This window comes from Glutamicibacter ardleyensis (assembly GCF_014644555.1).
GTDB lineage: Bacteria > Actinomycetota > Actinomycetes > Actinomycetales > Micrococcaceae > Glutamicibacter > Glutamicibacter bergerei.
On sequence record NZ_BMKX01000015.1, the window covers coordinates 20,410 to 30,764 of the forward strand.

At 57.3% G+C, this 10,355-nt stretch carries 19 protein-coding genes; all 19 read right to left on the minus strand.

Translation table 11 applies throughout. The annotated features are described in order from the left end of the window. Positions 1-512: 512 nt before the first annotated feature. The 19 genes from IEX04_RS18235 to IEX04_RS19195 all read right to left on the minus strand — a co-directional run bounded on the left by IEX04_RS18235 (position 513) and on the right by IEX04_RS19195 (position 10,266). Entirely contained in the window at positions 513-1,277 is a 765-nt protein-coding gene (locus tag IEX04_RS18235; RefSeq protein ID WP_188687475.1) for a hypothetical protein, read from the minus strand. Next, complete coding sequence (locus IEX04_RS18240; protein WP_188687476.1) at positions 1,264-1,608, minus strand: VRR-NUC domain-containing protein; 345 nt, start codon at positions 1,606-1,608, stop codon at positions 1,264-1,266. The genes IEX04_RS18235 and IEX04_RS18240 overlap by 14 nt, the downstream gene beginning before the upstream one ends. Next, positions 1,608-2,870, minus strand: a complete 1,263-nt coding sequence (locus IEX04_RS18245; protein WP_188687477.1) for an HNH endonuclease — start codon at positions 2,868-2,870, stop codon at positions 1,608-1,610. Before IEX04_RS18245 ends, IEX04_RS18240 begins: the two co-directional genes overlap by 1 nt. Positions 2,871-3,056: 186 nt before the next feature. Next, on the minus strand, positions 3,057-3,341 hold the full coding sequence (locus IEX04_RS18250; protein ID WP_188687478.1) for a hypothetical protein: 285 nt from the start codon (positions 3,339-3,341) through the stop codon (positions 3,057-3,059). Beyond that, positions 3,325-3,468 (minus strand): hypothetical protein, encoded by a 144-nt coding sequence (locus tag IEX04_RS18255; protein ID WP_188687479.1) that lies wholly within the window; start codon positions 3,466-3,468, stop codon positions 3,325-3,327. The genes IEX04_RS18250 and IEX04_RS18255 overlap by 17 nt, the downstream gene beginning before the upstream one ends. Next, positions 3,465-4,055: a hypothetical protein gene (locus IEX04_RS18260; protein ID WP_188687480.1), complete on the minus strand. Its 591-nt coding sequence runs from the start codon at positions 4,053-4,055 to the stop codon at positions 3,465-3,467. Before IEX04_RS18260 ends, IEX04_RS18255 begins: the two co-directional genes overlap by 4 nt. Next, a complete protein-coding gene (locus tag IEX04_RS18265) occupies positions 4,048-4,275 on the minus strand; it encodes a C2 domain-containing protein (protein WP_188687481.1) in 228 nt (75 codons plus the stop codon). The genes IEX04_RS18260 and IEX04_RS18265 overlap by 8 nt, the downstream gene beginning before the upstream one ends. Beyond that, positions 4,272-4,724, minus strand: a complete 453-nt coding sequence (locus IEX04_RS18960; protein WP_229677248.1) for a glutaredoxin family protein — start codon at positions 4,722-4,724, stop codon at positions 4,272-4,274. The genes IEX04_RS18265 and IEX04_RS18960 overlap by 4 nt, the downstream gene beginning before the upstream one ends. Next, a complete protein-coding gene (locus tag IEX04_RS18275) occupies positions 4,721-5,533 on the minus strand; it encodes a Rha family transcriptional regulator (RefSeq protein WP_188687482.1) in 813 nt (270 codons plus the stop codon). The genes IEX04_RS18960 and IEX04_RS18275 overlap by 4 nt, the downstream gene beginning before the upstream one ends. Before the next feature lie 46 nt (positions 5,534-5,579). Next, positions 5,580-6,320: a hypothetical protein gene (locus tag IEX04_RS18280; protein ID WP_188687483.1), complete on the minus strand. Its 741-nt coding sequence runs from the start codon at positions 6,318-6,320 to the stop codon at positions 5,580-5,582. 9 nt (positions 6,321-6,329) lie between these two features. Continuing rightward, positions 6,330-6,662: a WhiB family transcriptional regulator gene (locus IEX04_RS18285; RefSeq protein ID WP_188687484.1), complete on the minus strand. Its 333-nt coding sequence runs from the start codon at positions 6,660-6,662 to the stop codon at positions 6,330-6,332. After that, the gene (locus IEX04_RS18290) at positions 6,656-7,084 is read right to left on the minus strand and encodes a hypothetical protein (protein WP_194446481.1); all 429 of its coding nucleotides are present in this window, start codon (positions 7,082-7,084) and stop codon (positions 6,656-6,658) included. The genes IEX04_RS18285 and IEX04_RS18290 overlap by 7 nt, the downstream gene beginning before the upstream one ends. A 29-nt stretch (positions 7,085-7,113) precedes the next feature. Then, positions 7,114-8,625, minus strand: coding sequence for a ParB/RepB/Spo0J family partition protein (locus IEX04_RS18295; protein ID WP_188687486.1), 1,512 nt, complete (start codon positions 8,623-8,625; stop codon positions 7,114-7,116). A gap of 36 nt (positions 8,626-8,661) precedes the next feature. Beyond that, positions 8,662-8,883: a hypothetical protein gene (locus IEX04_RS18300; protein ID WP_188687487.1), complete on the minus strand. Its 222-nt coding sequence runs from the start codon at positions 8,881-8,883 to the stop codon at positions 8,662-8,664. Continuing rightward, the gene (locus tag IEX04_RS18305; RefSeq protein ID WP_188687488.1) at positions 8,883-9,191 is read right to left on the minus strand and encodes a hypothetical protein; all 309 of its coding nucleotides are present in this window, start codon (positions 9,189-9,191) and stop codon (positions 8,883-8,885) included. The genes IEX04_RS18300 and IEX04_RS18305 overlap by 1 nt, the downstream gene beginning before the upstream one ends. Then, the gene (locus IEX04_RS18310; protein ID WP_188687489.1) at positions 9,188-9,478 is read right to left on the minus strand and encodes a hypothetical protein; all 291 of its coding nucleotides are present in this window, start codon (positions 9,476-9,478) and stop codon (positions 9,188-9,190) included. Before IEX04_RS18310 ends, IEX04_RS18305 begins: the two co-directional genes overlap by 4 nt. Continuing rightward, complete coding sequence (locus IEX04_RS18315) at positions 9,466-9,753, minus strand: helix-turn-helix domain-containing protein (RefSeq protein ID WP_229677249.1); 288 nt, start codon at positions 9,751-9,753, stop codon at positions 9,466-9,468. The genes IEX04_RS18310 and IEX04_RS18315 overlap by 13 nt, the downstream gene beginning before the upstream one ends. Beyond that, positions 9,746-10,015 carry a hypothetical protein gene (locus tag IEX04_RS18320; protein ID WP_188687490.1) on the minus strand — a complete coding sequence of 90 codons (270 nt, stop codon included), beginning with the start codon at positions 10,013-10,015 and terminating at the stop codon, positions 9,746-9,748. The genes IEX04_RS18315 and IEX04_RS18320 overlap by 8 nt, the downstream gene beginning before the upstream one ends. Then, on the minus strand, positions 10,012-10,266 hold the full coding sequence (locus tag IEX04_RS19195; RefSeq protein ID WP_188687491.1) for a helix-turn-helix domain-containing protein: 255 nt from the start codon (positions 10,264-10,266) through the stop codon (positions 10,012-10,014). The genes IEX04_RS18320 and IEX04_RS19195 overlap by 4 nt, the downstream gene beginning before the upstream one ends. Positions 10,267-10,355: the final 89 nt, after the last annotated feature.

The following is a 10,355-nucleotide window of genomic DNA, read 5'->3' on the forward strand; positions in this document are numbered from 1 at the left end:
GAAAAAATGGAACACGCGCGGGTCTCCCGTACGCAGGTTCTCTAAAAAAACCGGGCTTCATTTGGCACGAAGCAGGGTCATCGGCGGCGCAATGAAGATAATTTCGTGACCGGTCGCGGTACTGGTTTAATTTTTTGTCGACGTCGAGCTGCTTCCTTCTTGCTGTTGCACCCGAGGTGCATGGGCTGAAGGTTCCATGGTGCGGTGGGATGACCACCATCAGTCAAGGCAATGATGTGATCGAGTGATGGACCGAGTGAATGCCGAGGCCGAAGACCGAAGACGATCTCTTGATTGCACCAGGCGCAGATGGAACCGGGTGGACAATGCTGAGCCACCAGCCTGCGCCACGGTCTACCCTGCCTGCCCCGCTTTGGGTCCCACTCGCTGAGCATGATCACCTCATTGCATCTGGGTACGACGAAGCCCCGAACCACTGTTGTGATTCGGGGCTATCGCTTGAGCCAGTAAGGCCATTCAATCAGTAAATTTACGCCACTATGTCAAGTCCGTCAAACCCGACTCGCACGGGGCAATCGCGCACCCCTTCGCTGTGGTCTGCTCGCTCGCAATGCCTGCGACCAGATGTCCCACGGAACAGCATGCGACACGTCCTCATTGCACCGCACAGTCTTCACACCATCAGGCCGCTCGGCCAACATCAGCTGAGCGCCACACACCGAGGTCTTCATATCAACGTGGGTCTTGTGCTTGCAGAACATGGCCGGCATATCCACCCGGGTCTCCACGCCATGAGTCACCGCCGTGATCTGATCAGCTGCCGAAGCTATCAACCAGTACGCCTCACGACTCCACCCCTTGTCCGCGGACCCAGCGATCTTGATCAGCTGCCACTTAGCCATCCACTCCGCCAAGCTCGGCGTCGTCTGATCAGCCGGCAACGCCAACCCATCATGATCATCAACCAGGCGCAGAGCCACAGACCACACATCATCACGCACGATCCTCAGCGCATCAGACACCGAAACGTCCAACGGCAACGGCGGCTCAACTCGGCCGGCATGACGCTCACTGTCACCACCACCAGAGCTAGGATGCAGTGCGTCCTGAGCTTCTTCCCACCGATCAGCAATCAACCGAAGATCAGCACGCATCCGATCATCACAGCCAACGCAGACATTCAGACCAGGCGCGGCCACCGGTGGAACCTGATCCTGCTCAGCAACCAGGTGCACCACGCATACTCCGGAACCTTCACGGGCAATCGACTGGCAACCCCAGCACCCACAAGCTGGCGAGTTCTTATGCTCTGGCACGACGCATCTCCATTCCTGACAACGTGCTCATGACCAAACCTGCAATCCAATCCGACGGGCGCCACACCATCGCAGTCTGACCAGCCACCCGCAACGCATCGAGCCACACCTCCTGATCCGGAGACACCCGACCGCTCTGCGCTTTCAACTCCACAAACAAAGTCCGACGAGTCCGAGGGTTCACCATGACCAAATCAGGGAAGCCAGGATTAGACCGGCGCGAATCTGCTGTGTGGTAAATCTGCTTGAATCCGTACTGCTTCGCCAACGTGATCACATGAGACTGAAACTCAGACTCAGACCAGAGCAAAGCAGGATGCTTGATATTCATTAGTTCTTTCTCCTACGAGGTCTTCTACGTCTTGAACGGGGCTTAGCAGGATCAACAGGTTTAGCAGGCACAGGTACAGAAGAACGAGCTTCCAGACCAGACCCAACCCGGCCAGACCCTTCCCGACCCGACCCGGCAAATCCAGATCTGTCACCCTCGTCGTCGTTGATCTTCAATTGATGATCGGTTGATTTATTTTTGATTTGCGTTTGATCGCGTGGCGAAGGTTTCGGCGACGAGTGCTGCACGTTGGGGCCGGAGTTGTCCGTTGCCTGCTTCGTGGCTTCCGGAGTCTCACCTAGTGTGGGAGTCTCTACGGTCTCGTCATCGTGGACTGCAGGGAACGAGGCCAGATCCGAGTGGGATCGTGGCTTCGCATGGGCCGGAGTGTCCGTCGCCGCATGTCGTTCAACCTTGCCTGTTGCCGTAGCTACCGGGACGATGCTGGATGCGCCGGAGTTTTCCGTTGCGTCATCACTGACCGGGCGTGCCCATTCGGGCATGCTGGCCGTCGTACCCTCGATAGCCGGAACTGGCTGGGGATCGAATAGTTCTCTGCGTTCCTCGGATACCTTCACGCGGTAACCGCACTTATCGAGCAACCAATCGGCTGTCGTCTTGCTGTAGTAAGGCGTTTCCGGGGCTGGCCGTAGTGGCTTGTCCCAGCTTGCACCGTCCTTTCTTGATGAGTTGCACTGCTTGCACGCGACAACCAGGCGCTCAAACGGGGTTGGCTCCGAGCTATCCAGATCACGCGGATCTAGATGGTCGATAGTTCCCACGCGAGCGGACTTCTGATCGCCGCCGGCACCGTTGCCGAATCTCACGATGACACCGCACCAACGGCACTCGTCGCCGTCACGCTTACGCACCGGTCCGGAACGCTCAGGCTTGCGATTATCTGCTTGCCTGTTCTTCTCGCGTTCCTTCTCGGACTTCAAGATCATGTGGAACAGGTCTTCCTCTTCCACGAGTTTGAGGACCGGGCGCATACTGCCCTGCTCCTGAATCTCCTTGATCTCGAATATCCCGCAGTACAAGGCCGCTTTCAGCAGTTCCTGGTACCGGGACAGGCCGGCCAGCATCCTTGCGGTGCCGACCTCCACGATGTAGTCGCGGTCAAACGCTGCCGACGAGGTTGCGCACCGGTTGATCCAGCCGTACATCTCGTTCAGCAGGCGTTCGTCCACCCAGTCCAGCTCCATCACGCGCAGCACTAATGGGTGATTCGCCGATACGTCCGACTGCTTCAACCAAGACATTGCCACTCGCTTCTTCTACTGGATGCTTACTCGTCTGCTGCGCCATGGCCCGAGCCACGGCGAGCGCCCATTCGTATTCTTTGGCTACGCAGATGCTTTTTTGGTGCTGGATGGTGTGCCATCGGTCTGGGCCTCGGCAGACTCGGATCTTTGAGTCTGTTGCGGTGAGGGCTGTGACGATCATTCTCATGGCGTCATCTCGATGCGGATGATCTGGTCGGGGTGGCCGTGGCGTTCTTCGTAGTCACCGTTCCAGCGGACGCCGATCTTGGTGACGTTGTCGTGGTGTGAGGTGAAGACGATCTGGCCGTAGGCTTTCTTGGATTTGTTGGCCATGTTCATTTCGACGTGCAGGCCTCGGTGGAAGTAGTTGATTTCACCCATGCGGATTGGTTCCATGTCTCGGAAGGAGTCCAGGCGTTGGGGTGCTCCGGTGTAGCTGGCTGGTTCGGCTTTAGGCTGCTCGGTCATGGTTCCTCATCATTTCTTCGTGCTTGACTTCGGTGTAGCGGAATAGGCGGCCGAGGCCGAGGGTGAAGAGGACGATGATCACGCAGTAGGCAGCGACGATGAGCGTGACGATAGCTAGGGGGCTCATGGTTTCGCTTCCGGGCGGTAGGGGCTAACGGGCTTCACGAAAGGTTCGCCTTCGAGAGATTCGTTGCATGCCCTGATTCCGGCGCTCAAGCCTTCATTGAATGACGCGTTAGCCAGCGCTCGGCCTGCCGGCGTGGTTACGAGCTCTTCCACGCTGTTCACCTCCGGGCGGTATCGGATGGTAAATGGCCCGTAGCGCTTGGCGACGCGTTCGATGCTCAGAGGGTTGGTTTCCGGGTACCAAATGTGACCGTTGAAGATGATTCCAACGTCGCCCACGTTGTCCTCAATGACCGTGTTATCCGGCAGCCCATCCACGCTGTTCACTACCGACGGGGCTGGTGCTGGTGGTTCGCATCCGTCGCATACGAGATCAGGAGAATGGCGCTCTTTGCAACGAGCTACTGACTGGGCTGCGGTGAGGTACGCGGACACGCCAACTGCAAATTGCTTGGATATGTATGCCCGCGTTGGCTCACCCATATCGCCCCACGGTGCTTTCCAAGGGGAGCCTTGATGCTGAAATTCGACGATGGCAGCTGCGCCTTCACGGAGCGCCTTCGGGTTTAGCGGGGTCTGGTCAGGCATCTGGTTTCACTTTCCTTCCGGTGATGGTGATCTTGTCGCTTGGACGGAATACGTGTGGTGTTCCGTCGATGTTGATCTGCACGAAGGGGACTAGCTTGTTGTCTGCGTCCCGGAATACTGCGTGGGAGACTGCGCAGAGTGTGCCTTTGACTCCCTGTGCTTCAACTGTTTTCTTGAGATCGGTTCCGTTTAGCCGGCGGGCTTCAATCACGGTGCTCACGGTTTAGCCTTCCGCGAGTTGGTGATCTTGCCTTTGAGTTCGCGGATCTTGTCCGGCTGGAAACCGAACCAGGTGTCGGTGTCCTCGGTCGTCGAGTCGTAGACCACGACGCACGGCATCTCAGCTGGCACGTTCAGGGCCGCGGCTTCACGCTTGAGTTCATCGATGAGGATCTTCTCGTTGTCCTGCACGAGGATCTTCGTATACGGGATCTCAATGCGGTCCATTGCACGTGCGGTGTTGATGCACTGTCCGCAACCGGAAGGCTTGGAATACACGGTGACGCGGATCGTGTCCGCTGGCGCTGGTGCTTCCTCCGGGACTTCGTCTGGAAGGTGGCAGTTGCACTGGCATTCGCCCTCGGAGTCCGTGGCGTCGTTCCAGGCGCGGCCGTAGCAGGTCTGGTGTTTCATTTCCCGGCAGTCCGCCGAAGTTTCGAAGCTGCTCATGCTGTTGGCCCCTTTGCGCTCTGAATTGCGTTCATGCCTCTTCTGATGCCACCGACCAGGCGGGTGATGGCCACGGCGCCCTGGGGAGTGATCTTGAGGGTGTGCATTACCTCGCCCTTGAAGCGGGGAGCGTCATGCGCGAGTACTGCGTGGAAGTAGTTCTTCTTGTCCGCGGTGGCGCTGTACCGGTAGATCGGCACCTTGCGGCCCTTCTTCTCGGAGTAGCGGGAAGATTCCTGCTTATAGATCCACTTCTTATCCACGAGCAGTGCGCGCAGCTCGTTCTCGCCGATCTTCAAATCAGATGCGAGCGTGCGCAGCGTGATCAGATCCTCGTCAGCCACGAAGGTATCGACGTAATCGACCTTCGGAGCGTCCTGCTCCACCTTCGACTCCAAAGCCTTGACCCGCGCGCTGGTGATCTGCAGAGCCTGCGCAACAATGTCATCCTCGGACATCGGCGAGCGCTGGTCTTTGAGCTGTTGGGCCATCTCGTAGAAAGCCTTGACGAGTGCCATTTTGAAGGTGCGCACTGTGTCGTTGTTGCGCAGGTAAGTGATAAGCAAAGTTGCGTGGCGTTCGCTGAGATGCGCGATCTCTCGGCTTTGCACCCCACCTGCCGTTTGCAAGGGTGCGTTTTCAAAACGCACCCTTCCGAACTCCGAGAGATCGGCCAGGTTGTCTCGGATCAGACGGATGATGCTCTTGTGCTGGTTTTCGGTCTGCTCGGCAATGGTCACTGAGTTGACCGTTGCGCTCCAACCGTCGTAATCGACGAGTTGTCTTCTGGTTTCAAGGTTGGTGTTCATATTTCCTCCTACAAGGTGGTGGGTTTGTTTTGGGATTAACAAGGGTTTAGCTGACGAACGCGATGGGCGATGGGAGTTCGTTGGCCCAGTGCTCTTTCAGGTCCTCGTAGTTGTCTTTGTCTTTGTTTTCGAGCTCGACGCGGTCGGCGGTAACGATTCCGACGAAGTTGTGCCCGCAGAAGACGATCAAGGATCCGAAGTCATGCACGAGCGCGGCAATGGTGAGTGGTTCACCGTAGGTGGTTTGTGCCGCACGGAACGCGCTTAGACGTTTCAGGTCAAACCTGGTCGGTGGGAGCATTGCCCGGCTGCGCTGTGCTGAGCGGGCAACAGTGGCCCAAAGACGTTCCCGATCGCCGCGCACCTGGACAGGTGTTGTGACGCTCAACTGGTCACCACCGAACAGCTGGCCGAGTCGTCGAACTTTGATCGTTGCTACGGTGATGTCTTCTTCACCGATGCGTTGTTCCTGAACGAAGGTGACTGTCACTTCCAGCTGGACGTTCCAGTCCTCTTTGCCAGGTGCGAACATGTCGATGATGGTTCCGGCGATTTCCGGGGTCATAGAGAACTGGCCCAGTTCGCCATTGAATCCTGCTTCGTCGATGGACGCGCGAGCGATACCTACGGTCAGGCCGTTGGATGCGGTGACGAGTAGTTCCCGGTTGGGACGAATAGTGCAGTCGAGGCTGCGCCCGATCTCGTCATCCCTGTCGCTGGAAACGTGGGTCTTGGTGGACGCCAAAGCGGAGCGGAAATCGTGGAGGTCTACAGTGAATTGCAGCATTGTTGATTCCTAACTTTGTGCTTCTTGGGCTTGTCTTCTTTTACGGCTGGTACGACGTGCGTGGCTGATCCGCGCCTTGGGGATAGTGCCGCCGAACACTCCGTGCTGCCGGGTGATCTCTTTATCCATGGAGTACTCCTGGCAAGCCAAGATCACCGGGCAGTCCGCGCAAACTGCTAAGGCATCAGCAGCAGCCTTTTCATCCGAGGAAACCGGGAAGAACGGGTCACCGTTCTTCTTGAAATCCCAGTCCTTGCACTTGGCCTGGTCCATCCAATGCCCCGAGTCGGAGGTCTTACCCTCGGACTGCTTGGTTATGCTTCGCCAGCCTCGCTCTACCATTCCGGCGCCCACCTTCGCTTGTGCGATCCCAGAGCACCGGTCTGATGAAAAACCGCCATTTCACGGAACTCCCGGACGGTCTTCTGCGCCCACCAGAACACTTCCGATGCATTGGTACTCGCTCTAGTAACCCAGACACCGTTCACCCGGGCTTCCTTACCAGGAGCAACCCAGATCTTCGCGGACCAGATCAACTTGCCAGCATGCAGACCAGTAGTCGGGCGAACCGTGGCGCGCGGCCACACTGCGTCGGCCGGCGTGCTATCGAATCTTCTGTACGCATTAGGCAGATCCACCAACAGAGGAACCGGAGCAGTCCCCATCGTCGAAGGATGAGCACCCATCGAACGGAAACGCTCGTGGTTCGATGGAATCTCCAACTCGAAACTGCCCATCTCGTCCAGCGCGACAATGTGAGGCATCAAATTTGACTGAACTAAGACCTCGGCACTCATTCTGAGACCGCCGCATCATCGATGCAGTTCACGCAGAAGCCAGCCCACTCGGAATCCGCAACGACCTCCTGCGAGCATTCCTGGCAAGTCGCGGTCACCTCGTCCGGGTTCTCGACGAGATCCATTTCTCGGTTGCGCTTTGGCTCAGCCTTCGCCGAGTACTGCATCGCTTCAACCTCATCGATATCCAGCTCATACCCCAGCTGGTCAGCGAGTAGCTCGTAGTACTCTCGGACGCCATTCCAGCCACCGTGGAAGCCGTCTCTCTCGTACGACGTGCGCTCAAATCCCTTGAGCTTTGCGAGCTTTTCCTCGGTCTGACTGGAACTGACCAATTTCAAGACCAATGCCAGCTTGGCCAGAGGCCACCGGGCCAAGAACTTGCCCACGTTTTCCCGCCAAGACTCACGAGAATCAAAGTCCTGTTCAGTCGGGTATTCGTTGCTGACGATCTTGCCCAACAGCATCTGCGGAGTATCTTCGTACCTCGAAGCGAACATGATCTGCTCGACCATGACCTTCTTGGCGAAATCCTCGTCAGCCTTCTTGTTCTGCACTGCGTCAACGATGTAAGCCACACGCTGTCGGGCAACGATGGCCAGCATTCCGTTCAGCTTGGCCTGAACTTGCTTGTCGAGCTTCTCCGCCTCGGACAGCTCCTGCTTCTCCTTGGCTGCCTTCGCATACCAGGTGGGCTCGGTCGCGTAGTACTCCATGCGCCAAACATGGCCAGCCTCGATATGCCCGTCATAGGACAATTCGTTCTCACTGTTGATACGATCCCACTTCGACGAATAGGACGCGTCGTCTGGCGCCTGCTCGGCACCTAGCTCATCCAGATCAGCCCGAACCTTCTCCTTGGCAACCTCGCGCTCCACCTCAGCGATGGTGCGTTCCACGTTCTCCACGGACGCACCATGCGCCAAGTTTTCGATGCGAGAAACCGTGCGCTCGTACAGTGTTGGGTCCTCTGAAGAATCCTCAAGTTCCTGTAAGCGTTGAACTGCATCTAGGCCTAGCCTGCCGGCCGAGAACGCTTTGGACACGCCATCGTCCTGCCGTGCTACCTTGGCGCGAGCCTGAACCTCCTTGCGGGACATCTTGAACTTCTTACCCACAGTGGTGATATCCATGCCGAGATCCAGCAAGCCCTGGATACCCTTCGACACCTCATGCTCGGACAAAGGCCGGTGATTACGGCCAGTACTCAGCATCGTCTCGATATCAGCGCGAGGGCCACGCTCCGCCGTTGGTGCTGGGAATACTACGCACGGCACCTCGGTCAGGCCTGCTTCGGCGGCGGCGGCACGTCTACGGTTGCCGTCCTGCACCACGAAGTCACCAGCGCGGTCAGGATGCGGGTAAACCAACAGTGGGCTCATCACACCCATCGACTTGATCTCCGACGCGAGCTGGGTTAGATCGCCGAGGTCATCACGAATGTTATCTGGGTGCTGATGCACCGAGGACAAAGCCAAAACTTTTAGTGTGGCATCAAATTTAGCCATGAAAATATGCCCCTCTCAGGGAAAGTAAAAAGGAAGTTAGAGTGAAATGTGTTCAGCGTTATAAGCTGCGCGCTCGGCGGTGAACCAGTCACCACACGCGGTAGTGACCAGCATCAAGGCGACCAGGGCAGCGAGCCCAGAAATGCCGTTGCTGAGCTGAGCGGTGAGTCCGCAGAACACCAGCAGGAAACTAATCAGTGGCGCCCAGAACCGCCACATGCGGCGGGAAGCCATCCGTAGAATCGTCTCGGCGCTCATCAGCGTCCGCCCCCAAAGAAGGACGCTGCAGGAACTGGAACCGGAACAACCACTGCTGAGAAGTCAGCGATCTCATGACCGTTCACGTGAAGGTGGCCAACGCCCTGATCCCCATCAACAGCGATCGACCCAGCCTCCACAACCACGGTGTCCCCGCGGTACTTTGCGCGAGCCCATCGGCCCACAACTTCTACCGCCTGCTTCGCACGGTCCTTCTTCGGATATTCCAACCAGGACACATCGAAAGTTGCGGACGGTTTGCCAGAGCCCTTCGGGTGCAAGATGACCCGGCCATCCATGCGGCTCATATCCGGTCGCCCTTGCCACGGAACTTCACGATCTGTGCGTAGAGCGCGTCCAGATCATCGTGTAGGTCATCGATGTTCGTGAGAGTGTGCTCGATTGCGCCGCTAATATTTCCGGTCGCATCAAATCCCTGCCACACCTTGAGCGACGAGAGCAGGTGGTAAGCCTTCGTCTTAGCCTGCTCGTAAGCAGCGACACGAGCTTCCAACGCTGACGCTTCGGCCACAGCGGCCGGAGTAACCTTCGAGCCGGTGTTGGCCCGGAAGTATCTTCTGCTTACATCGCCCATGATGGAGCCACCTCTACACGCTGGTTATCGATGTACGCCTGCAGGTCAGTTGCAGCGATACGGATGGTCTTGCCGGTCCGGCCGATCATGACCTTGGGCAGTTCGCCCAAATCGATGAGGTTGTACACGGTCTGCTTCCCGACCGACAAAAGCTCAGCAGCTTCGATCACCGTGTACAGCCAACGGACCGGCCGTGTGGCCATCGGAACGCCTGGATGCACATCGATCTCCCGCTCATCCCTGCGAGTCTGGGGAAAACTGACTACACTAGACATTGAAATCACTTCCTTGCTTACCGTTAGTTTTGGTTTCATAGCCCTCAGCAGTTGCACCTGCTGGGGGCTTTTCCGTTTCCGCGTACCAGGCTTCCCACGCTTGGGTGTAAACCTCGTTAGCTGTCCAGCGCGCTTCGTAGACCGCCCCGTACTGGTCAGCGTCACGCGGTGTCGCTTTCAACTTCCTGACCGCCGCATCAAGCTCGACGGTCCGCTGGTCAAGCTCGTCACGTAGGTCGGCGAGCGCTGGTTTCTCGCTCATGCCGTCTTCTTTCGCTCTACATCTTGTTCAGCAAAATCTGACACATGAGTCAAAAAAAGATCTTCGACACCGACCCCCAGGAACTTCGCAATGCGAAGGGCAGGTTCAGGTTCCAAAGTCTTCACTTCTCCGTTTACTAGCCGATTCATGTAGCTATGGGACTTCCATCCGGCGGCCTTTGCTAGGCCTCGGTTTGATATGTCCTGAACGATCATGAGTCGCTGGAGCATCTTTCTGTCTCGGAGTTCCATCCAGAGACCTCCAATTGCTCGGGGGTGTTTGACAATGTTCACTGTACCGCCTCTCGTTACGTCGTGTCCAGTGAAACGGTACTAGACTT

Bases quoted from the DNA above. Each gene is read 5' to 3' on its own strand.
- IEX04_RS18295 (WP_188687486.1), bottom strand. From the start codon at position 8,625: ATGGCTAAATTTGATGCCACACTAAAAGTTTTGGCTTTGTCCTCGGTG.
- IEX04_RS18255 (WP_188687479.1), bottom strand. From the start codon at position 3,468: ATGAGCCCCCTAGCTATCGTCACGCTCATCGTCGCTGCCTACTGCGTG.
- IEX04_RS18250 (WP_188687478.1), bottom strand. From the start codon at position 3,341: ATGACCGAGCAGCCTAAAGCCGAACCAGCCAGCTACACCGGAGCACCC.
- IEX04_RS18280 (WP_188687483.1), bottom strand. From the start codon at position 6,320: ATGCTGCAATTCACTGTAGACCTCCACGATTTCCGCTCCGCTTTGGCG.
- IEX04_RS18315 (WP_229677249.1), bottom strand. From the start codon at position 9,753: ATGTCTAGTGTAGTCAGTTTTCCCCAGACTCGCAGGGATGAGCGGGAG.
- IEX04_RS18320 (WP_188687490.1), bottom strand. From the start codon at position 10,015: ATGAGCGAGAAACCAGCGCTCGCCGACCTACGTGACGAGCTTGACCAG.
- IEX04_RS18285 (WP_188687484.1), bottom strand. From the start codon at position 6,662: ATGGTAGAGCGAGGCTGGCGAAGCATAACCAAGCAGTCCGAGGGTAAG.
- IEX04_RS18260 (WP_188687480.1), bottom strand. From the start codon at position 4,055: ATGCCTGACCAGACCCCGCTAAACCCGAAGGCGCTCCGTGAAGGCGCA.
- IEX04_RS18300 (WP_188687487.1), bottom strand. From the start codon at position 8,883: ATGAGCGCCGAGACGATTCTACGGATGGCTTCCCGCCGCATGTGGCGG.
- IEX04_RS18290 (WP_194446481.1), bottom strand. From the start codon at position 7,084: ATGCCTCACATTGTCGCGCTGGACGAGATGGGCAGTTTCGAGTTGGAG.
- IEX04_RS18960 (WP_229677248.1), bottom strand. From the start codon at position 4,724: ATGAGCAGCTTCGAAACTTCGGCGGACTGCCGGGAAATGAAACACCAG.
- IEX04_RS18310 (WP_188687489.1), bottom strand. From the start codon at position 9,478: ATGGGCGATGTAAGCAGAAGATACTTCCGGGCCAACACCGGCTCGAAG.
- IEX04_RS18245 (WP_188687477.1), bottom strand. From the start codon at position 2,870: ATGTCTTGGTTGAAGCAGTCGGACGTATCGGCGAATCACCCATTAGTG.
- IEX04_RS18275 (WP_188687482.1), bottom strand. From the start codon at position 5,533: ATGAACACCAACCTTGAAACCAGAAGACAACTCGTCGATTACGACGGT.
- IEX04_RS18305 (WP_188687488.1), bottom strand. From the start codon at position 9,191: ATGAGCCGCATGGATGGCCGGGTCATCTTGCACCCGAAGGGCTCTGGC.
- IEX04_RS19195 (WP_188687491.1), bottom strand. From the start codon at position 10,266: ATGGAACTCCGAGACAGAAAGATGCTCCAGCGACTCATGATCGTTCAG.
- IEX04_RS18240 (WP_188687476.1), bottom strand. From the start codon at position 1,608: ATGAATATCAAGCATCCTGCTTTGCTCTGGTCTGAGTCTGAGTTTCAG.